Origin of the sequence: Bradyrhizobium sp. 41S5 (genome assembly GCF_011516665.3) — a bacterium.
Classification (GTDB): domain Bacteria; phylum Pseudomonadota; class Alphaproteobacteria; order Rhizobiales; family Xanthobacteraceae; genus Bradyrhizobium; species Bradyrhizobium quebecense.
In genome coordinates, this window is the sequence record NZ_CP083721.1 from 5,755,344 (window position 1) to 5,777,277 (window position 21,934).

Annotated in this window: 16 protein-coding genes; 5 read left to right on the forward strand and 11 right to left on the reverse strand. The window is 61.4% G+C overall.

What is annotated here, in order from left to right:
• The first annotated feature begins 206 nt into the window (after nucleotides 1-206).
• A complete protein-coding gene (locus tag HAP47_RS27895; RefSeq protein WP_173641841.1) occupies nucleotides 207-1,514 on the forward strand; it encodes a UDP-glucose dehydrogenase family protein in 1,308 nt (435 codons plus the stop codon).
• A 375-nt stretch (nucleotides 1,515-1,889) separates the two neighbouring features.
• On the opposite strand, the gene rfbD is transcribed toward HAP47_RS27895, so the two are convergent.
• Together rfbD and rfbC are read right to left on the reverse strand one after the other, a co-directional pair.
• On the reverse strand, nucleotides 1,890-2,801 hold the full coding sequence (gene rfbD, locus HAP47_RS27900) for a dTDP-4-dehydrorhamnose reductase (protein ID WP_173641840.1): 912 nt from the start codon (nucleotides 2,799-2,801) through the stop codon (nucleotides 1,890-1,892).
• Nucleotides 2,801-3,355 (reverse strand): dTDP-4-dehydrorhamnose 3,5-epimerase, encoded by a 555-nt coding sequence (rfbC, locus tag HAP47_RS27905; protein WP_173641839.1) that lies wholly within the window; start codon nucleotides 3,353-3,355, stop codon nucleotides 2,801-2,803. The genes rfbD and rfbC overlap by 1 nt, the downstream gene beginning before the upstream one ends.
• Nucleotides 3,356-3,464: 109 nt before the next feature.
• On the opposite strand from rfbC, the gene rfbA reads away from it, so the two are divergent.
• From rfbA to HAP47_RS27920, 3 genes are all read left to right on the forward strand, one after another.
• Entirely contained in the window at nucleotides 3,465-4,376 is a 912-nt protein-coding gene (gene rfbA, locus HAP47_RS27910; RefSeq protein WP_173641838.1) for a glucose-1-phosphate thymidylyltransferase RfbA, read from the forward strand.
• Nucleotides 4,366-5,433 (forward strand): dTDP-glucose 4,6-dehydratase, encoded by a 1,068-nt coding sequence (gene rfbB / locus HAP47_RS27915; RefSeq protein ID WP_173641837.1) that lies wholly within the window; start codon nucleotides 4,366-4,368, stop codon nucleotides 5,431-5,433. The genes rfbA and rfbB overlap by 11 nt, the downstream gene beginning before the upstream one ends.
• 166 nt (nucleotides 5,434-5,599) lie before the next feature.
• Complete coding sequence (locus HAP47_RS27920) at nucleotides 5,600-6,166, forward strand: hypothetical protein (protein WP_231168428.1); 567 nt, start codon at nucleotides 5,600-5,602, stop codon at nucleotides 6,164-6,166.
• 94 nt (nucleotides 6,167-6,260) lie between these two features.
• Here the strand turns inward: HAP47_RS27920 and HAP47_RS27925 are convergent, their stop codons facing one another.
• Nucleotides 6,261-7,490, reverse strand: a complete 1,230-nt coding sequence (locus HAP47_RS27925) for a glycosyltransferase family 92 protein (RefSeq protein ID WP_231168430.1) — start codon at nucleotides 7,488-7,490, stop codon at nucleotides 6,261-6,263.
• A gap of 196 nt (nucleotides 7,491-7,686) precedes the next feature.
• Between HAP47_RS27925 and HAP47_RS27930 the strand changes: the two genes are divergently transcribed.
• Nucleotides 7,687-8,925 (forward strand): hypothetical protein, encoded by a 1,239-nt coding sequence (locus HAP47_RS27930; protein ID WP_231168431.1) that lies wholly within the window; start codon nucleotides 7,687-7,689, stop codon nucleotides 8,923-8,925.
• A gap of 109 nt (nucleotides 8,926-9,034) precedes the next feature.
• On the opposite strand, the gene HAP47_RS27935 is transcribed toward HAP47_RS27930, so the two are convergent.
• The 8 genes from HAP47_RS27935 to HAP47_RS27970 all read right to left on the reverse strand — a co-directional run bounded on the left by HAP47_RS27935 (nucleotide 9,035) and on the right by HAP47_RS27970 (nucleotide 21,493).
• Nucleotides 9,035-9,958, reverse strand: coding sequence for a glycosyltransferase family 2 protein (locus HAP47_RS27935; protein WP_173641835.1), 924 nt, complete (start codon nucleotides 9,956-9,958; stop codon nucleotides 9,035-9,037).
• 11 nt (nucleotides 9,959-9,969) lie between these two features.
• Nucleotides 9,970-12,177 carry a glycosyltransferase WbsX family protein gene (locus tag HAP47_RS27940; protein WP_173641834.1) on the reverse strand — a complete coding sequence of 736 codons (2,208 nt, stop codon included), beginning with the start codon at nucleotides 12,175-12,177 and terminating at the stop codon, nucleotides 9,970-9,972.
• Nucleotides 12,178-12,509: 332 nt separating this feature from the next.
• Nucleotides 12,510-14,543 (reverse strand): tetratricopeptide repeat protein, encoded by a 2,034-nt coding sequence (locus HAP47_RS27945; RefSeq protein WP_173643082.1) that lies wholly within the window; start codon nucleotides 14,541-14,543, stop codon nucleotides 12,510-12,512.
• Nucleotides 14,543-15,889 (reverse strand): HlyD family type I secretion periplasmic adaptor subunit, encoded by a 1,347-nt coding sequence (locus HAP47_RS27950; protein ID WP_173641833.1) that lies wholly within the window; start codon nucleotides 15,887-15,889, stop codon nucleotides 14,543-14,545. The genes HAP47_RS27945 and HAP47_RS27950 overlap by 1 nt, the downstream gene beginning before the upstream one ends.
• Entirely contained in the window at nucleotides 15,879-18,113 is a 2,235-nt protein-coding gene (locus HAP47_RS27955) for a peptidase domain-containing ABC transporter (protein WP_173641832.1), read from the reverse strand. Before HAP47_RS27955 ends, HAP47_RS27950 begins: the two co-directional genes overlap by 11 nt.
• Nucleotides 18,114-18,310: 197 nt before the next feature.
• On the reverse strand, nucleotides 18,311-18,925 hold the full coding sequence (locus tag HAP47_RS27960) for a class I SAM-dependent methyltransferase (RefSeq protein WP_173643081.1): 615 nt from the start codon (nucleotides 18,923-18,925) through the stop codon (nucleotides 18,311-18,313).
• A gap of 523 nt (nucleotides 18,926-19,448) precedes the next feature.
• Entirely contained in the window at nucleotides 19,449-19,913 is a 465-nt protein-coding gene (locus tag HAP47_RS27965; RefSeq protein WP_173641831.1) for a hypothetical protein, read from the reverse strand.
• 137 nt (nucleotides 19,914-20,050) lie between these two features.
• Complete coding sequence (locus HAP47_RS27970) at nucleotides 20,051-21,493, reverse strand: calcium-binding protein (protein ID WP_173641830.1); 1,443 nt, start codon at nucleotides 21,491-21,493, stop codon at nucleotides 20,051-20,053.
• Nucleotides 21,494-21,934 lie beyond the last annotated feature (441 nt).

Here is a 21,934-nt window from a genome sequence, read left to right on the forward strand (position 1 = left end):
TCGATTGTCGGTCGATTTCAAGTTGAGAATGTGTCCATGGCGCGCCCAAGGTGATTAGCAGGCACTCACCTGCACTGAGGCGATCACCGCTTGCACAAAAAGCCGCCGAGCTCCAACACAATTGATACGTTATAAAACTTGGCGTTATCGGCGCCAATTGTGCTAGTGCTAACTCCTCCTCTCCACACTGATCGACGAGCGGATTCATGAAGATTGCAATGGTTGGAACGGGATATGTTGGTCTCGTGTCCGGAGCGTGTTTTGCCGATTTCGGCCATCAGGTCGTGTGTGTCGACAAGGACGCCGGCAAGATCGAAGCCCTGAAGCGGGGCAAGATCCCGATCTATGAAACCGACCTCGACAAGCTCGTCGAGACCAATACCGCCGCCGGACGGCTGACCTTCACGACGGAGCTGGCCGGCGCCGTCGGCGACGCCGATGCCGTCTTCATCGCGGTGGGAACACCCTCGCGGCGCGGCGACGGCCATGCGGACCTGAGCTACGTCTATGCTGCCGCCCGCGAGATCGGCGCAGCGCTCAAGAAGTTCACCGTGGTGGTGACAAAGTCGACGGTGCCCGTCGGCACCGGCGACGAGGTGGAACGCCTGATCCGCGAGACCCGTCCCGACGCGGATTTCGCGGTTGCTTCGAACCCCGAATTCCTGCGCGAAGGCGCCGCGATCCAGGATTTTCGCCATCCCGACCGGATCGTCGTCGGCACCGAGGACGATCGGGCCAAGAGGGTGATGGGCGAAGTCTATCGCCCGCTCTACCTGAACCAGGCGCCGATCCTCTATACCGCACGACGCACGGCGGAGTTGATCAAATACGCCGCGAATGCCTTCCTCGCCACCAAGATCACCTTCATCAACGAGATCGCCGATCTCTCCGAAAAGGTCGGGGCGAACGTACAGGAGGTCGCGCGCGGCATCGGGCTCGACAACCGGATCGGAACCAAGTTCCTGCATGCCGGCGCAGGCTATGGCGGCTCATGTTTCCCGAAGGATACCCGCGCCTTGTTCAAGACGGCGCTCGATCACGACGTCCAGCTGAAGATCGTCGAGGCCACGCTGACCGCGAACGACAACCGCAAGCGTGCGATGGCACGCAAGGTCGCCAACGTGCTCGGCGGAGAGCTGCGCGGCAAGACGATCGGCGTGCTCGGCCTGACCTTCAAACCCGATACCGACGATATGCGCGAGGCACCGTCGATCCCGCTGATCAACGGCCTGATCGATTTCGGCGCCAAGGTTCGCGCCTACGATCCGGTCGGCATGGAGCAGGCGCGCAAGGAATTGCCCGAGATCGAGTACTGCAAGGACGCCTATGAATGCGCCCGCCAGGCGGATGCGCTGGTGATCGTGACCGAGTGGCGCCAGTTTCGCGCGCTCGATCTGAAGCGCATCAAGCAGGAAATGAAGCATCCTGTCGTCGTCGACCTGCGCAACATCTACCGGCCGGACGAGATGGCCGCGCACGGCTTCACCTACGATAGCATCGGCCGGCCGCGCTAAGCGCCGTGCCGGCGCCGTGTAATTCCAAAGCGCGATGAGGTTGAATCCTCATCGCGCTTTTTGCTTGTTGTCTCAGCATCGGCCCAGCGCAAACGCCGCGTGTTTGGCGCGGGGACGCCGCATTACATTCTGAGCTCCAGAGCATAATGAGATTGAGTTGAGCTGGAACGGCGTCGAAAGCTCACCTCTCCCTTGGGAGAGGTCGATTTGCGTAGCAAATCAGGTGAGGGGTTACGGTCTACCGAGAGAGCAAGAGCCCTCACCCGGATTGTCCCGGACGATGCTTCGCATCGCCGAGAGCAATCCGACCTCTCCCCAATGGGGAGAGGTGAACCGAGACCGCGCCAAGCCGATTCAACCAAAACTCATCCCGCTTCAGGCGTGGGCGGGCGCGACGAGCTGGACGTATGCGTCCAGCTCGCGTGCGAGCGCTTCCTGCCACGTCGGCATCGTGACCCCGAACTGTGCCTTCAGCCGCGTCAAGTCCAGCCGCGAATTGCCCGGACGCACCGCCTTGGTCGGGAAATCGGCCGTGGCAATCGGCACGATGTTGTCGACCGCCAGCGTGACGCCACGCGACCTCAGCCCGCCGACAATGGCGGTTGCAAAGCCATGCCAGCTGGTTTCGCCGGCGCAAACGAGATTGACGACACCGCCCCGGCGCGCGAGCTGATCGTGCAGCGTGGCGATGTTCGGCAGGACGATCCCGGCGACCGCGCTCGCAATCGCCTGTGCCGTCGTTGGCGCGCCGATTTGATCGGCCACGATCCGCAGCTCCTTACGCTCGCCGGCAAGCCGCGCGATGGTCCGCAGGAAATTCGTGCCCTTTGCGGCATAGACCCAGGAGGTGCGCGCGATCAGATGCGCCCCGCCGGCCGCCTGGATCGCGAGATCACCGGCAAGCTTGCTCGCGCCGTAAGCCGACAACGGTTCGGTCGGGCTGTCCTCGCGCCACGACCGGTCGCCTGAACCATTGAAAACGTAGTCCGTGGAGAAATGCACCAGCGGCACGCGGTTCGCTGCCGCCCATTTTGCCAGCGCTTCGGGTCCCCTGGCGTTGACCAGGAAAGCCAGCTCGCGCTCGTCCTCGGCGCGATCGACGGCCGTATAGGCGGCCGGATTGATGATGAGATCGGGCTTCAGTCTCTCAAGCTCGCCCGTCAACATCTCCGGCTTCGACAGATCGAACTCCGCGGTCGGCGGCGCGATGAGGGTGCCGTGGCCTTCCAGCACGGGCTTGAGCGCACTGCCAACCTGGCCACGCGTTCCCGTCAAGAGAATACGCATCAGATTTTTCCATAGGTCGGGAGATTGCTGGCGTCGGCGAGGAGCGGCGCATCCGCATCCTTGGCCGACAGTTGCGGCTTATCGACGCCCCATTTGATCCCGATCGCCGGATCGTTCCACCGGATCGAGAGCTCGTCCTTGGGGCTGTAGAAGTCATCGCATTTGTAGAAGAAGTCGGCGGTTTCCGAGAGCACCACGAAGCCGTGGGCAAAGCCGCGCGGCACCCATAGCTGACGGCGGTTGTCCTCGCTCAGTTCGACCGCGACATGCCTGCCGAAGTTCGGGCTGCCGACACGCACGTCGACGGCGACGTCCAGCACCTTGCCGCGCAGCACGGAGACGAGCTTGCCCTGGGTGACCGGGTTCTGCAGGTGCAGCCCGCGCAGCACCCCATAGGCCGAGCGGGACATGTTGTCCTGCACGAAGGGGCGCGTGATGCCGTGCTCGACATAACGGGGCGACTGGTAGGTCTCGAGGAAGAAGCCGCGCTGGTCGCCGAACAGCTTCGGCTCGACGATCAGAACTTCAGGAAGCTCGGTCTTGATGACGTTCATTTAACATTTGTTCCAGTTTGACGCGCCCAAAATGTTAATTCTCACCTCATAACAAACTTGTGCGGCGCACGCTATATGTTATGTTTTGATAATCAAACTGTGAGGGACCATGAAAGGCATTATCCTTGCCGGTGGCACCGGCTCGCGTCTCTACCCCGTGACGACCGTCGTCTCCAAGCAGCTGCTGCCCGTGTTCGACAAGCCGATGATCTACTATCCGCTGTCGACGCTGATGCTGGGTGGAATCCGCGATATCCTGATCATCTCCACACCGCAGGACAAGCCGCTGTTCCAGCGCCTGCTCGGCGACGGCAGCGAGATGGGCGTCCGGTTCGCCTATGCCACCCAGGAGACCCCGCGGGGCCTCGCCGACGCCTTCATCGTCGGACGCGACTTCATCGGCGATGACTCGGTCGCGCTTGTGTTAGGTGATAACATTTTCTACGGCCACGGCCTGCCGAGCATGCTGTCGGCCGCCTCGGTCCGCAAGAAGGGCGCCACCGTGTTCGGCTACGTCGTCAACGCGCCGGAACAGTACGGCGTGATCGAGCTGGACGGCACCGGACGGGCGCTGTCGATCGAGGAGAAGCCGAAACGGCCGAAGTCCAACGTCGCGGTCACCGGTCTCTACTTCTACGACAACGACGTGGTCGATATCGCCGCCGGCATCAAGCCGTCGCCGCGCGGCGAGATCGAGATCACCGACGTCAACAAGGCCTATCTCGAGCGCGGCGACCTCTATGTCGAGGTGCTCGGCCGCGGCTTCGCCTGGCTCGACACCGGCACCCATTCCTCGCTGGTCGAGGCCAGCCATTTCGTCCAGATCCTCGAGCAGCGGCAGGGGCTGCGCATCGCCTGCCCCGAGGAGATCGCGCTGCGCCAGGGTTACATCTCGCTGGAAGCCTTCGCGAGGGTGGCACAGAAGACCGCCAAGAGCAGCTACGGCGAGTATCTGCTGTCGGTCTACCGCTCGTTCCAGGGCCAGCCCCGCACAGCCGAGGTATTCAGACATGCGGTTTAAGGGATCGACGATCTTCGTCACCGGCGGCGCCGGCTTCATCGGCTCCGCCGTGGTCCGGCACCTGCTGCGAGACACCCACGCCCGCGTCGTCAACATCGACAAGCTGACCTATGCGGCAAACCTGGCCTCCCTGCCCGGCTCGACCGAGAGCCTGAACTACACCTTCGAAAAGGCCTGCATCTGCGAGGCACAGGTGCTGCGCCGGCTGTTCGAGAAGTATCAGCCCGATGCCGTGATGAATCTCGCCGCAGAAAGCCATGTCGACCGCTCGATCGATGGCCCCGGCGAATTCATCCAGACCAACATCGTCGGCACCTTCACGATCCTGCAGGAGGCGCTGCGCCACTGGCGCACGCTCTCGCCCGAGAAGCGCGACCAGTTCCGGTTCCTGCATATCTCGACCGACGAGGTGTTCGGGTCACTCGGCGACGAAGGCCTGTTCACCGAGACCACGGCCTATGCGCCGAACTCGCCCTATTCGGCCAGCAAGGCATCATCAGATCATCTGGTACGCGCCTGGCGCGAGACCTATGAGCTGCCGACCCTGGTGACCAACTGCTCCAACAATTACGGTCCCTATCACTTCCCGGAGAAGCTGATCCCGCACATGATCATCAAGGGGCTCGCCGGCGAGCCGCTGCCGGTCTATGGCGACGGCCAGAACATTCGCGACTGGCTGTTCGTCGAGGATCACGCCAAGGCGCTGACCCTGGTGCTGGAGCGCGGCGAGGTCGGCGAGACCTACAATGTCGGCGGCCGCAACGAGCGCACCAACCTGCACGTCGTGGAAAGCATCTGCGACCTGCTCGACGACGTCATGCCGGCTGCGGCGGGCCCGCGGCGCCAGCTGATCAATTTCGTCGCCGACCGGCCCGGCCACGACCGCCGCTACGCCATCGACGCCACCAAGCTCGAAACCGAGCTCGGCTGGCGTGCCGAGGAGAATTTCGAGACCGGCATCGCCAAGACGGTGCGCTGGTATGTCGACGAGCAACCCTGGTGGCGCGCGATCCTGGAGCGCGGCTACAAGGTGGAGCGCGTCGGGCTGAACCAGTAATCGCCGCTCTCTCCAAGCCGTCGGCGTGGATAGCCAACCGGAAGCCGAGAAGCCCGATGACGATTCAACCGGATATCATCGCGGCTTGACGAGCCGCGACCGCCTTCCGACGGTGGATTGGCGACCGCCCGCCAGACAACAAATCGAGAAACCAAGGGATCCCGCCATGAACATCGCAATGGACGGTCAGGAACAGACATTGTTCAAAAGCTTCGTGGATCTCTCGACGCGCTATCTGGAGTTCGGGTCGGGCGGAAGCACCTGGCTCGCCTGTCAAACCAGGAAGGAGTGGGTCATTTCCATCGATTCCTCCTCGGAATGGCTCTCAAAGGTTGGCGAAGCCACGAGCGGTGCGAGCACCAGGCCGCAGCTGCTGCACGTCGATATCGGCAAGCTGCGCGAGTGGGGCTATCCGGTGGACAAGGACAGGGAGAGCTCCTGGCCGGACTATCACGAACGCATCTGGGAGCGTCCGGAAAGCAAGACGGCGGACTTGTACTTCGTCGACGGCCGGTTTCGCGTGGCTTGCTTCGTGCAGTGCGTGCTTCACGCCGCGCCGGGAGCCTTCATCGCTATTCACGACTTCGAGAACCGTCCCCACTACCATTCCGTGCGGACGGTCGCGCGGGAAATCGCGCGTGCCAACAACATGTCGATCTTCCAAAGGCCGGCGGAGATCGACCGCGACGCCGCACAGCAGCTGCTCGCGAAATACCGGCTGGAACCTCTGTAGCCGACCGCTGCGGTCGAAGATTGCTTCAAGCGCACTGTTCGGGCACGCGGCCCTGGCGCGCCCTCCTTCGGCGAGGATATCGCCGTTCCCGGATTCAGGCCTGAACCAGTTTCTTCAGCTCCGGAACAAACCGCTGGATCGTCGCGTCTTCGATATCGTTGCGATCCCGCAACGTGAAGAACTCCATCGCGCGGATCTTCTCAGGATCCCCGTCGGCCAACGGCCTGCCGCGCTCACGCTTCTTCAGCAATTGCTGCCGTGACTTCGTGTAGTAGTGATTGATGACGAGCTTGTCCCGCTTGGGAGCCGTACAGCGACCGCCGATCGGGAAAACGGGCGTGCCGTCCTCCTGGACGTAGCAGCCCAGAACAAGCGATTGATGGGGATGCAGGTACGACACGATGGTGTCCGGCCGAATGATCGACTTCATGATGAAATGATCCGGGAAGTCGTCCGGAGCGCGACGCGTGAACGATTCGATGCACAAGCCGGCCGGCTTCGCGTCGTGACCGTTCGATCCGAAGTTCAACCAATGCACCGCCACCGCCGGCGCTGATCCAACCTCCGCCAGGACGTCCTTGATGTTGCCGGCCTGGGTCGGAAACAGGTACTCATCCGCATCGATGAAGGCGCACCATTCCGAGCAATTGCGATAGCTGTCGATCGCATGAGAGAACGCGCGCATCTGGCCAAATTCCCCCTCCACGAAATGATAGGTGATCATTTCAGGCCACGGGAAGGATTCGATCACGGCGCGCGTGTTGTCGGTACTGCCGTTGTCGTAAAGATAGAAGTGATCCACTCCGACCAGTCTGTGAAAGTGTAGCCATTCCAGCAGGTCGTCGCCCTCGTTCTTGATGGCGCACACGACGGCCAGGCCATGCTTCTTCCGATCGACCCCGACATAGAGCTTCTTCGCCTCCATCACGCGCAGCAGGCCGGCAAACTCGCGCCGCAGATTTTCGCTTTTCGGGGCCGCGGCGAGCGCGGAGAGATAAACGTCCTGCGCTTCCTGCGCTGATCCCATGTTGAGATCCGCGATCGCAAGGCGATGCAACACCCGCGAGTCGGACGGCAGCTGCCTGACGAGGTCGAGAAGGATTGCACGGGCTCCGGCGAAATCACATGCCTGCACAAGCGCCGCCGCCTTTGCAAACTGGAATTCCTTGTAGTGGCCGTATTGCTGCTCCAACTGCTCGACCGATTGGATAAGGTCGTCGGGCTTCGGATTTGCGATCCGCCCGGAGAAGAAATCTCGAAGCCTTGTCTCGATCTCACTTGCTGGAAGCGTATCGAGATTCACGCCTGAGCTGAAACTAGACAATGCAGGAATTTCCATGTCCAACCTGAGCCGCTCCCCACGAGATCAACAAGCAATTGCCATTGGTTCGCACCACGCTTTCCCTATTAGCGCACTTATCCTACAAGAATAAGGCTATAACACGTAGCACTCACATTTAACTGTTGTAAGGTTATTTCGAGGGAAATCAATACAATAGAAGCAGAGGGCTCGCTGTCATTTGCACGAAACCGTCGCACCGGACGGGAACGATCGGAGATCGCCAATGAACAATGAGAATGCAGCAGTCCGTAAGCCGTTCGCGCTTACGAGACGGATGTTTTTGACATCGTTATCCGCAAGCCTCCTGCCCGGCTCGCTCAGCGTCGGTTCCAGCCATCCTGCTGCGGCCGCGGCACCCTCCCGGCCGCTGGTCGGAGCGATCCGATGGGACGCCTGGTATTCGCCGGGCTCGCAGCCGACGGAAGCCATGAAGCAATCGCTCGGTCCCGAAAAATATCGTTGGCGAACGCCCTTCTTCGGAACGCAAATGAACCGCGATCCCAACGCGCTCGATTTTTCGGCTTCGATCGAGGCCGAGATGGACAAGGAGATCGACCAGGCCATCTTTGCAGGACTGCACTATTGGGCGTTTGCCGCCTACGGCGCAAACCACCCGATGTCGAAAGCCCTGTACGCATTCAGAGCCCGGCCAAAGGCAGCCGAACTGAGATACTGCATGTTCACCGAGCTCGGGCGATGGGGATCGGCAGCCAAGCTATCCTCGCTGCCCCAGGAGCACATCGGCCTCATGGCGGACAAGAACTATCTGAGGGTGGAGAATGATCGGCCGCTGTACTTCCTGGGCTTCATCAAGGGTGTGGACGTGCAGAGAAGCTGGGGAGGCGTGCAAGGTCTCCGCACCCAGCTCGGCAAGTTCAAATCCGACGCCAACGGAGCCGGGCTTGCCGATCCTTACATCGTGCTGGCGGGAGACACGAAATTCCTGAGCCAGGAGGCCGCCAATCTGGGCGCCGACGCGGTCGGGTCATATGCGATCACAACCGGCAACGGCCGAGGAAGCTTTGCAGATCTTGCGAAGTATGCGGAGAAGGGCTGGAACGATCTGGCCGCGAGCCAAGTCCCGGTCGTACCCACGGTGATGACCGGATGGGACAGGCGCCCGCGCATCGAACGTCCCGTGCCTTGGGAAAAGTCGCAACGTCCGGGCGATGGCGTCACCAATTTCTATGCCGCGCCGACGAAGAAGGAATTGGCCGGCCATCTGGCGCAATCGATCAGCTGGGTGAACAGCCGTGCGCCCGACCGCCGGGCCCCCGCGGTGCTGATCTATGCCTGGAACGAAAATGACGAAGGCGGCTGGCTGGTCCCCACCGTGCCCTGCCAAACCGATCGCCTGGAAGCGCTGCGCGAAGTTCTCAAGGCGACCGCAAAGACGGCGTCGAAAAACCTTTGCTAGGTCGGTTTTAGAGACGTGTGTCGCGGCTTGCGTGAAGCCGCGCCGCACGCTCAATCAGGGCTCCGTTCCGATTGCATCGGAACGGACGAGGCCGGCTTTCCGTCCCTGATCAGCGCCAACGAAGCGGCCTGGTCCGATCGTTCGACTCCACCGTCCGATGTTCCGGGTGATAGGGCGCGTAGATCTGCTTGACCCAATAATTGAAGTTCGGGTGCAGCTTCACGAAGTCATAGAACGAATCGCCGAAATTCGACGGGCTGAGGCAGGTCTTGTTTTGCGGCCGCGACGAGATTGCATTCAGGCAATACGACTCCATGCAGGCCTTCGTCTCGCTCTCCGCCACCTTGCTCAGACTTCGGAAGCTGTTGGTCGAGTGAAGTCGATACAGATAGCGGTCGGACTCGAGATAGGTCGGCTCGACCTTGGTGACGGCGCGCAGGGCGAAGTCCCAGTCGTGACAGTATTTGAGGTCGGCGAGCCAGCCCACCTGCCGCAGCAGTTCACGGCTGAAGACGAAGTTTCCGGTCGACACGGCAATCTGGGAATCCAGGAATGTCCATGACAGCGGCGTACCTGCGATCTGGGCCCGGTCGATTGCATAGCGCAGGCGCGTGGGAAACTGGTAGTTGCTGATCGACCTGCCGTGTTCGTCGATCGGCTCGACGGCCGAGAAGCCGAAGAACAGCCGCTCATTGGCATATTGATCCGCGAACAGCCGAACCCGCTCCTTCGAGAAGGCATCGTCCGAGTTCAAAAGGAAGATCATGTCGCCGCTCGTCAGCGACAATGCCCTGTTCCAGGTGTAGTGGGCGCCGAGGTTTTGCGGGTTCTTCAGCAATTTGCAGGAGACAAAGCGCTTTCCAAATGACCCCTTCTTGATCACCCGCTGCGCGACTTCAAAACTCTTGTCCGGCGAATGGTCGTCGACGATGACGAGCTCGATGTCGGCAAAAGTCTGCTGATAGACAGTCTCGAGGCATTCCTCGAGATACTGCTCGTGCTTGTAGCACGCGATGACGACACTTGCGAGCATCGGCGGCGACCTTAACGTCTCACGATGATCGAATGGCGGGACCGCACCAGCGCGCTCGCGCCGTCGCCGACCTCCAGGACAGCGAGCTGATATTCACCGTCCGGCAGATCTCGAATCGAGAAGGACAGCTGGAATCCGAAATAGCAGTCCTTGCTTTCGGCCTTCATGTATTCCTTCACGTCCACGCGCTCATGCCAATCGACGATCAGGCAGTACCCGCTGTTGATCGCGCTATCCGGCGCAAGCGCCGACAGCACCAGGAATCCCGTTCGTTGCCGGCTTGCTTCGAACGTAATGCCCGCGCAGATCCATCCCCGCACCAGTATCTCGAAGCGCGGATCGACGATCACCCGCTCGCCCGTCTGAGAATTGATGTTCTCGATGACCAGCAGTGAACCTGCCGGATTATCGGATGCGCCTTCTGCCTCGACCGGCGTGCCGTTCCTGACACGCTGTACGCCCGAATGAGTGAGACCCGACCGGTGCAGGTTTGCCAGCACTTCGACATGCGTCGAGGCCTCCTTCACCGCCCACTCGAGCTCCTGCCTGCTCAGGCAATCGAGCAGATCCGGGCTATTCCGGATCTGCGCCGAAATCGGCTCAGCCGAAGCCACCCTTCGCACGACGTCGAGAAACGCTCGTCCGTGGCGCGAATCCGGCTCGAGATGAGCACCCTCCGCCCACTCGTTCCAGGAATTGATGAACACCAACGACTCGGAGAAGCTGTTGCCCCTAGCGCGCAGCGTCGCGTCGCGAAGCCAGACCTCGAACGCCTCCGGACTGGACCTGGTGAAGACGTGACCGCGCGCCCCCTTGCGAGGCGTATTGTCCCAACGCGGCATCACGGCAGGAAAGAACGGGAAATCGTAGGTCTTGCCGATCGACGATCGCATCGCATCGACATAGTCGTACACCTTTCCGGCGAAGGTCGGCGGAGCATCGACGTCGGCCGGCGGCACCTCCCGCGTCGAGACCGTGTGCGGCGGAAACTCGATCGCAGCATCACAATTGACGTCACGCGGATCGAACTCTCCGAAGGTCATCGCATTGCAGATCAGCAGCTCGCCGATTCCAAGCTCTCTGGCCCGCTCGCGCCAAATCTCGAACAGACGCTGCTTGTCCGGCAACAATGACGGCCTGTAGACGACGATGATCTTTCGACCGTCGACGGTGATGTAGCGCTCATCGAGCAGCAGGTCGGCCATGTCGTCGATGAAGCGGACATCGTCGTCGAGCGAGTGATTTTGTCCCAGCAGGAGCTCGGCATCCGAGCCGTCCCACCGGCGGGACCAGTTCTCGTTTGCCCAGCAGATGCAGAATGGCAGGTTCGGCTCGCCGTCCTCGAGCAGGAGCTGAAGCGGCTTTTCCAGCAGCCGTCGCCCCTGAAACCAGTAGACGTAATAGCAAAATCCATCGATGCCGTACTTGCGCGCGAGATCGCCCTGCTGCCGACGCGTTTCGGGCAGACGGACGTCATAGAATCCAAGATCGGCCGGCAACCACGGCGATTCGTGAGCCGGAAACTGGGCACGCATGCGCGCGACGTTGGTCCACTCGGAGAACCCCGGTCCCCACCACCTGTCATTTTCTTCAAATGAATGGAACTGCGGCAGGTAGAAGCAAATGTAGCGCACCTCTTTGGTCGCAGCGTCCGCCGGTCCGGCAATTGTCCTGTTGTCGGTGTTCGGAAACAGCAGATCATCGTAGTCGTCGATCGAGAAGCCCAGCGCTACGACCACTTCGCTCGGCGTAAAGTTCTCAAACAGCGGTATCTCGTAGTATTCGCCATCGTTCAGGCTGATGCGCAGATAGATCTGCGCATGCTTCGGCTCCACGAGCGTGTTTCGGAGGGCGCGCGCCAAGCGACGGCGCACCCCCGGCGTGGATAGATCGATACGGAATCCGGGGCGTCCGATCACGCTCCGCGGACCGATGCGGGCCGGCATGGATCGGCCGGTGCGTCCCTCTTCGACACAGTGGGAAGCGACAAAGAGCGCTATCGAAACCGTTGAAGCAGGCGACTGGGCATCGACAATCCAACCCGAGATTCCCCGCCCCGAATATTCGAGGATCGCACCACGCAACCGCGATCCTGACTGGAGATCGCTGATATCGGGATCCAGGAACAGGCTCTGCGGATGGTCTTCCTGCTGAACCGGACTGGCAACGGGCAACATATCCTTCGTATCCCTGACGCTCCGTTCGACCATCTTGTTCATTGCCACTCGATCTCCTGCCAACGTTTAACGCCGGCTCCAGTTTTTCTCCCGGTCACGCGGACGTTCGATCCCGGGATCACATTGCCTGACACGCTCCGGATCGTGACCTCTCGGTTCTTATCGATCATCTTCACACAACCAGAGGTGCAATGAGCATTTATTCCGTGAACCCACATTAACGCAATCTCTCTATCGTCGATATGAAGGCCATTGTTAGTTCTGCCTAGATTGTCACGCGGACATGCACGCTTCCGCCTTCGCGCCCAAAAACAAAGCTGTGTCACCGCCTCTGCCACTGCTTGCGCGCGACGTGATGTCCGCCTCCAACAATTTCAGCCGACGCTCTCGCCCAACGCCTGCAGACGACGCAGTGCACCTTCGTTGTTCTGCTGCGCCGCCTGTCGATACCAGCGCAGCGCCTGATCGCGATCCTGCGCGACGCCGTTGCCGGCACGCAGTGCATCGCCAATGGCGAGTTGTGCTTCGGCCATGCCCTGCTCCGCAGCTGCCGCGAACCACTCGGCCGCCTTTGCCGGATCGGCGTCGCGGCCCTGACCTCGCCCGAGCATCACGGCAAGGTTGTATTGCGCGGTCGTATGGCCCTGACGCGCCGCGGCCTCGTACCATTTCACGCCCTGGGCAAGATGCTGCTCGATGCCCTGCCCGGTGCAATACATCACCGCAAGCTTGAACTGCGCTGCCGCGCTGCCGCCCTCGGCAGCCTTGACGATCCAGCCGGCGGCCGCCTGCGGATCCTTGAGGGCGCTCTTGGGATCGGAATACAGCAACGCCAATGTGTGCTGGGCCTCGACATGGCCGGCACTCGCCGCGCGCTTGAACCATTGGGCCGCGGCCGGTAGATCGACGGCGCCACCGGACCTTCCCATGTGAAGCCCGCCCAACTGGAATGCCGCGGCGGAATGACCGACCTCGGCGGCATCGGTGAGCAGCGTGCGTGCTTGCGCAAGATCCGCTTCGGATGGCTCCTGCTGGATGAGAAACACCGCATAGGCCGTCTTTGCATCGGCGTCGCCGCCCTTGGCCGCCTTGCTGAGCCATTCGGCAGCGCGCACCTGATCGCGCGGCACGCCGTTGCCCGCCGAGTAGAGCCGGCCGAGTTGCACGCCTGCGGCGCTGATGCCTCCCTCGCACGCGCGCTCGAACCACTTGATCGCGGCCGCGACATCGCGCGTCACGCCGTTGCCGTTGAGATAGAACACCGCGATGTTGTGGGCTGCGGTGGCATGGCCGCTCTCGGCGGCGCGTTCGAACCATTTCGCAGCCTGGCGGATGCTGGGCGGAACGCCGGTGCCGGTGGCATAGAAGCGCCCCGTAAAGAACTGCGCCTGCGCGTCGCCGCGCTCGGCCGCCTTCTCGTACCAGTACGCCGCCTCGCGCAGATCCGGCTCGGCGGCGGTGCCGAGCGCATAGAACTCGGCCAGCGCCTGGATCGCCGGCAGGTAATCCTTCCGCGCCGCCTTGCGCAGCGCGGTCTCGGCCTTGTCGAGGTCCTTGGCCACCCCTTTGCCGCTCAGCCGCAACAGCGCGATGTTGTAGAGCGCTATGGCATCGTCATGGGCAGCGGCGCTCTGGAACAGCCGCGCGGCTTCTTCGACATTTTCGGGAAGCCCGGTGCCCTTGAGGCACATGAAAGCGAGCGCCACCTGCGCGCGGACATGCCCCCGCTCCGCGGCTTTTTGATACCAGATCGCGGCCTGCGCAAAATCGACGGGAACGCCGCGCCCCTGATAATGCACGTCGCCGAGCGCGAATTCGCCGGCTGCCGCCTTCTGTTCGGCCGCGGCCTCATACCAGCGCAGGGCAGCCGCGTGATCCTTGGTGCAGCCTTGCCCGTTGGCGTACATGTCGCCCAGGAGCGCCTGTGCGTCCGCCTTGCCGGCCTCCGCCGCCACCGACATCCAGAGGAAGGCGGCGTCGAGATCCCTGGGCACGCCGATTCCGTTCGGGAACACCAGATCGTGGAGGTTGGTCGCCTTGTCACCCAGCCGCGCTGCGGTGGATTGCCGCCACATCTCGGGCCTGTTCGGTCCGAGCGCGGCCTGAAACCCGTGGAAGTAGATCAGGCCGAGCTGGAATTGCGCGTCGGTGTGTCCGTTCAGGGCGGCGCGCTCATACCACGCCACCGCGTCCGGAATGTTGCCGATAACGCCCTCATTCCTCGCATAGAGCAGCCCGATCCGGTAATCCGCCTCCGGGTTGCCTGCCCGCGACGCAAGCCGCCACAAGCGCAACGCCTCGAGATATTGCCGGTTCTCGTAAGCCTCCAGTCCCCGTTCAAACTGCGATGAGTCTGAACGGGACGAACCGGGTCGGAGCAAGTCGAGAAGGGATCGCGTCGATACCATCATGGCTCGCGCATTGCTTCTTTTGCACTGCGCAGCATGCCGCCGAGCAGATACATCGCCACCGAACGGGTGCCGACATTGACATCGCCCTGCAGGGTCATGCCGGGGATGAGGCGGAAGTTCTTCGGAACATCCTTGAAGTTGGTCTCGTCGACCGAGCATCGCGCCTTGTAGTAGGCATCGACCGGCTTTCCGTCATCATCGGTCGTGAACGCACCTTCGCTGATCCAGCGAATCTTGCCCTGCGCCGTGCCGTGCTCCGCCGCGTTGAAGGCATCGACCTTCATCGTGCAGGGGTCGTTCGGCCGGACGAAGCCGACATCGCGCGACAGGATCTGGATCTCCGCCTCGAGCCGGGTCTTGAGCGGCATCAGCGTAATGAAGGGATCGCCCGGCTTCAGCACCGATCCGACCGAGAGCTTGGCGAGGGTCAGGACGACCGACGGCTCGGCCGCCGTCCACCGCACCAGGTCCTGATGCTTGATCGCCTTGTCATAGTTCGAGCGGGCGGTGTCTAGGCTGTTGCGCGTCGTGACCAGATCCTGGCTCAGCTGCGCATTCCATTGCTCGGTGAAGGCCTTGCGATCGGCTTTCAACGATTCCAGCTGGTGTTGCGCTTCCAGCAGAGTGTTGTGCGTGTTGTCGATCTGACGCAACAACTCCAGGCGATTATCCTGAGACAGATACAGGTTCAGCTTGGACCCGCTGCCGCTTTCGGCAAGCGTCGAGCGCATGTCCTCGATCTTGCCGGCGATCTCGGCACGTTGACTGTAGCGCTCGTCGTCCTTCTTCGACTTCTGGATCGTCGCTTCGGTCTGGCTGATCTTGGAGTCGTAGCTGTTCACCTGCGCGTTGTACTGGGCGACGCGCTGGTCGTAGAGCGCCTTCTGCAGGGCGTTGTACCTGGTGACATCCGGATCGCTGCTTTCGGCGAAGGACAACGGCTTTCCGGACAATTCGGCCTCGTCGCGGGCAACCTGTGCATCCAGGCTCGCAATCTGCAGCTTGTACTGCGTGACATCGGCCACGGTGAAGGTCGAGTCGAGGGTCGCGAGCAGCTGACCCGTCTCAACCTGCTCACCTTCCCGAACATCGATCGTCTTGATGATCGATGCGTCCAGGGCCTGCAGCACGTTGATCTGATCGACCGGAACGATCCTGCCGCCCACGCTTGTGATGACCCGATCGACGCGCGTGAAGCACATGATCGCCACGACGGAGACCAGGAATGCCGACAGCACGAACAGTGTCGCGCGAGCCAGCAACGGCTCGGCCGCCTCGCGGATGGCATCGGTTTCGGACTGAAACTGGCGAACGGTCGCGAGCGAAGCCTGATTAGGAGACAAGGGTCGGACTCCTGAAGTTCTTCTCGTTGCGGCCCGCCGGCACGAGATGCGTATTCTGCTGGTACCAGAGCGAGCTATAGATGTCGTTTCGTTCCAGAAGCTCCTCGTGGCGGCCGATATCGTTGACCACGCCACGATTGAGCACGAGGATCGCATCGGCCTTCGTGAGCGACGACAGCCGGTGCGAGATGATGATCAGCGTGCGCCCCTGGGCGATCCGCGAAATGTTCGCGTTCACGATCGTCTCGCTCTCGGCATCGAGCGCGCTGGTCGCTTCGTCGAGGATCAAGATCGGCGGATTGACGATCAGCGCTCGCGCTATCGCGAGGCGCTGACGCTGGCCGCCGGAGAGATTGGTGGATCCCTCGTAGATATAGGTCTCATAGCCGCGCGGCAGTTTATCGATGAACTCCTCGGCGCCGGCCAAACGCGCCGCCCTGACAATGTCGTCGAAGGTCGCATCGGGCTTTGCAGCTGAAATGTTCTCGCGGATCGTGCCGCTGAACAGGAAGTTCTCCTGCAACACGACGCCCACGTTGCGCCGGAGATGGTCGACATCGTATTCGCGGACATCGATGCCGTCGACCTTGATCAGACCGCCGTAGTCGGAGTGCAGCCGCTGCAACAGCCGCGTGATCGTGGTCTTGCCCGAGCCGCTCTTGCCCATCACGCCCAGTGTGGTGCCGAGCGGAATCTCGAACGAGATGTTGTTCAGCGCCGGCGACACCGCCCCCTTGTACTTGAACGTGACGCCGGAGAATTCGACCAGCCCCTTGAGCGGGACCCGCACGCCATGGCCGGAACGTCCCTCCTCGGGCGGCTGATTCACCAGCCTGCCGACGATGGTGACCGCCGTGCGCGCCTCGTCATACTGGTTGATGAGCTGAGCCATCTGCATCAGCGGGCCGGCAACACGTTGCGACAGCATCAGAAAGGCAAACAGCGCGCCTACATAGACCGGATCGCCGCTCGACACTGCGAGGTAAACGCCGAACGCATAGGGCGCACTCACCGCCAGTCGTTCCAACGGACGCACCACCGTCTGGATAGCGGTTCCGGTCAAGCCTTCGGCAAGACGCGCCTTGGCGACGCGCGCCACAAGCACATCCCACATGTGGCGCTGCCGCGTGTCGAGCGCCAGCGATTTGATGGTCCGCATGCCGTTCAGGCTCTGGATCAGGAACGCGCCCTGGGCGCCTTCGGCCGCCAGGGTTGCCGAGGACTTCTTCCGGTAGGTCGGCAGCATCAGGACAAGCCAGGTTACGATCACCCCTGCAAAGCCGAGAACCATCAGCGTCATGATCGGGCTGAAGAAGAACATGACGGGCAGGAAGAAGAACAGCGTCGTCGAATCGAGAATGGTTCCGAACAACTGCCCGGTGAGGAAGCCGCGAATACGAAACACCTCGCGGATGTCCCGCGAAATCAGGCCGACAGCGTTCTGTTCGAAGTAATCGATCGGCAAATTGAGCACTTTCTCGAACACGTAGGTCGACAACTTGACGTCGAGGCGGGCTGTCAAACGCTGCACCAGATACTGCCGCAGGAATGTGAACGCCGCCTCGAACATGATGACCACGAACATGGCGATACACAGCACGTAGAACGTGTTGTAGGCCTTGTAGAAAATGACCTTGTCCGAGAGCAGCCGCCAGAACATGATCGGTGCCAGGCCCATGAAGCCCAGGATCAGCGCCGCGATCGCGACGTCGCGCAGGATCCGCCGCTCGCGGAACAGCAATGCGGTGACAAAGCCGAAGCTGAACGGCTGGGTCTCGTCGGAGATCTCGTAATCGCGCTTGGCCATGACGACGTCGCCCGACCAGATGTCCTCAAAGCGCGGTTGATCGATGACGAGCAGCGCATCCTCGCTCGCGTTCGGATCCTGCAAGACCACCCGGGTGCTGTTTTCATCGCCTTCGAGGCGCAGCAATACCATGTGGCTGCCATCGCGCAGGCGAACGATTGCCGGCAGCGCCCGCTTGAGATGGCTCAGCCCCTTCCAGTCCAGCGTGACGGCCTTTGCCGTCATGCCCGAGGAATTCGCGCACTTCAAAAGCTCGGCAAGCGTGACTTCCTGGTCGCCCAGCAGATTGTCATGGATGAGCTGGGACGGGGTCAGATGCAAACCATGCTGTCTTGCCACGATGACGAGACAGGCGAGACCCGAGGGCGGCAGCGCCTCCACCGAAGGTGCGCCGACGAGCGAGAGGTGTTTGGTCATAGAAGCCTCGAGGTTTCGCGACTGCGCAAGATCAGGTCCCTAGCGAGATATAACTTATCACTGTTAGTTCGCTAACGCAGCATTTTCAGCGCATCGTTCCGAAAAGATATGTGTCACAACAAGCACAGACGCCAGTTCCGGCCCTTGCGAGGGTTGGTTTAACCACGGAACTTTATAACATGATTTAACATCGACAATCACGGGGCGGCGGTCGCCGTCTCCCGGAAGTCGAAGCCGCAGGCCTCGAGCTGCGGCCGGATCCGCCTCTCCTCGGCCTCCGGCATGAGCGCCAACGCGCAGACCTCGAAATTCCCACTGCGAACGGACACCGTCGGAAACCCGGCGCTCAGCAGCAGGTTTCCCATCCGATCGCACGAAAACCCGGTCTTGTGCGCCATGTGGTGGCGTCCCTGCTCGATCGCGCCGGAGTGCCCGTAGATCATATCAAGTGGCCGTATCGGACCGGCCGGCGAGACATAGGCGACCGCACCGAGGCCCTGGGTCAGCATGTGCTGAGCCACCGCCTCCAGGTCGGGCGACATGATCAGCGCGAATCCGTCCGGCTTGAGAACCTCGCGGAACTGGACGAATGTGGGATGTATCTCATGGGCATAGAGATGCTCCATCAGATGGGAGCACCAGATCGCGTCAAACGATGCCGGCCGGCACAGTTTGGCGAGATCGGTAATCGAGCCGACGATATCCGGATTCACGCTGCCGTCGACATCGAGGCGAACCTCCTCCCAATCATGCGACGTCAGGAGCGGCTGGATCCGTTTGGCAACGGTCGATCCAGCGCCGGCGTTCAGCATTTTCTTCTTGGCCAATTGGAGAGCTCCGCGGTTCGCGCATTAAGCGGCTGATTTCTGCAGCGATCGCTCGACTTGACCAAAGTTGCCGGCACCGCTGGAAAACCATCGGCCACAGCACCGTTCGATCAAGCGAGCTACACGCCTTTACAAAAGCTACGTGGTCCGAATGTGACGGAATAACATTCTAACGTCCGTTGACGGAATGACTGGAACGGAACTTGAGACGGAGCTCTGCCGATCCGACGCCAAAGGATCGGCAAGTTCCGATCGCCGTGTTCGCATACCAACGAAAGCGCCGCCCAACCGAGGTCGAGGCGGCCCCTCACTTCGTGAAGACCAGGGGTATTGCAACGTGGTCGAATGACCATCGTTGAAGATCAGGTATTCGATGTTGCTGATCTGGGCCACCTGGCCATTGCTGAAGTTGATGTCCAGAGAGCCGTCCTTGCCCGCACTGATTTTGGTCACGTCGGTCGAGGCGTGATCCAGGAAGGTCAGCGATTCCTTGTTGCCGGGGCCACCGTCAATGGTGTCTTTGCTGTGGAGGTTGGACAGGCACCGCCGTCCAGCGTGCTGGAAGTGCCGCTCGCGCTGACAGAATAGAGCCTGTCGTCGCCGCTACCGCCATACAGTTGCCGGCTCGAAGCAGGTCGTTGCCGGCGCCGGTGAGAACCGTCGAATCGCCGTTGTTGTTGAAGGAGACATAGTCGTTGCCGGCGCCGCTCGCGACCAGCACGGGGGGGCTGCCGTTCACCGTCAGCGTCACGTCGCTGTTGATAGCGCTGGTTTCGATCAGAACATTGGCGTCCGGATCGGGCTTGCTGATCCCGGCGCCCACCTCGACCGGGATCGTGGCGCCGTCGTCCGGGCTGGTGCACCCGGTCCCCGCATTGATCAGATAGTCGAGAATCTGTTGCCGGGTCGCGTGATCGATCGTGGCGTCGATCGCTGCTTTGAGATGTGCCTGGTCCAGATTGCGCGTCGTCATTCGATGACTCACATGAGAGCAGTCCGTCACACTACCTTAGATTGTCAGACGACATATCAGAACGCCACCTGCCAGCAGAAAAGCGCCGCCTCAACCATGGTTGAGACGGCGCCTTTGTTTAGTGGAGACCTAGGATCTTACAGCTTGGTCGAGTGACCATCGTTGAAGATCAGGTATTCGATGTTGCTGATCTGCGTCACCTGGCCATTGCTGAAGTTGACGTCCAGAGAACCATCCTTGCCCGCAGTGATACCGGTCACATCGCTCGAGGCGTGATCCAGGAAGGTCAGCGAGTCCTTGTTGCCGGCACCGCCGTCAATGGTGTCGCTGCTGTGGAGGTTCGACAGGTAGAAGTAGTCCTGACCAGAGCCGCCGACCATCGAGGCCGTACCGGAGGCGGAACCGACGAACGAGTCGTTGCCGCCGCCGCCGAGCAGCGTCTGGTTGCCCGAGCCGGCGACCAGCGTGTCGCTGCCGGAGCCGCCATACAGCGTGTCGTTGCCGGCACCACCGTAGAGCGAGTCGTTGCCGTCACCAGCGTAGAGCGAAGTCGCGTGCGACGCATCGCTGCCCGAGTAGAGCACGTCCTTGCCGGCGCCGCCGTACTCGGCAACGGTGCCGGTGCCGCCGACCAGCAGGTCGTTGCCGGCACCGCCATACAGCGTGTCGGCACCCGCACCGCCATACAGCGAGTCGTTGCCGGCACCGCCATCCAGGATCGAGCCGTGCGACGCATCCGAGTTCGAGTAGAGCGCGTCGTTGCCTGCACCGCCATAGAGCTGATTGTTGCCCGAGCCGCCGATCAGGACATCATTGCCCTTGCCGCCGTCGAGAACCTGGTTGCCCGAACCGCCGGTCAACGTGTCGTTGCCGTCGCCACCGAACAGGCGATCATTGCCGGCACCGCCGTACAACGCATCGTTGCCCTTGCCGCCATCCAACGTGCTGGAACTGCCAGCGGTGCTGCCGGACACCAGCACGTCGTTGCCGGTACCGCCATTCAGCTCGGACGAGCTGCCGCCGTAGAGCGTGTCGTTGCCGGAGCCACCGTTCAGGGTGTCGGCACCGGTGCCGAACAGCAGATCGTTGCCCTTCCCGCCATCGAGCGTGCTGTGACCGGAGACGTTGTCGATCAGCACGTCGTTGCCGTTGCCGCCGTCGATTGAGTCGTGGCCGGCACCACCGAACACCGTGTCGTTGCCGTTGCCGGCGAGAACCGTCGTATCGCCGGTCGTGTTGAGGAAGATCTGATCGTTGCCGTTGCCGGTCGCGACCAGCACCGGGGTGCTGCCGTTCACCGTCAGCGTCACGTCCTTGCTGGTGTCTTCGATGATCGCCTTCAGATTGGCGTCAGTGTTAACAGTGTTATTCGGGTTGGTCTCGATGAGAACATTGGCTTCCGGGTCGGGATTGCTGATGCCGGCGCCCACCTGCACCGGGATCGCGGTGCCGTCATCCGGACTGGTGTATCCGATGCCCGCGTTGATCAGATAGTCAAGAATCTGTTGCTGGGTCGCGTGATCGATCGAGGAGTTGATCGCGTGTTTGAGGTCGGTCTGGTCGAGATTGTAAGTCGCCATCGATGTAGCCCCTGCTTGGGATACGAGGATTCAAGCCGCTCGCCCGCACTTAAGCTGTTGATTCACAACCGGTTTGTTGCGACGCAGCTCAAATGTGGACACACGTTACGAACTTGTTAAGTCCATTGTTAAGTCCGCAATACGTGAGTGTCAATCAGCAATACGCCATTAACGTCTGGTTCCATGAGACTTATGTGAGACTTAGCGCAATTTTTGGCGCAAGCTAACATTCAACGCAGGCCACTCACAAATGTTAGCCGCGGCGCAAAAAAGGGTAGTGATTATACAGGGTTTCATCCGGTCCCAAGATGGCGCCATGGCACGGAATTTCGCAGCCTTTGCGAGCGCTTCGACGCGATTTTCTGATCTGAAAAAATATTTCTGCGCTGCGTGAGAGCTTTTCCAAAAAAGCGTCAAACCTCACAACCGACGGGCAAGCGG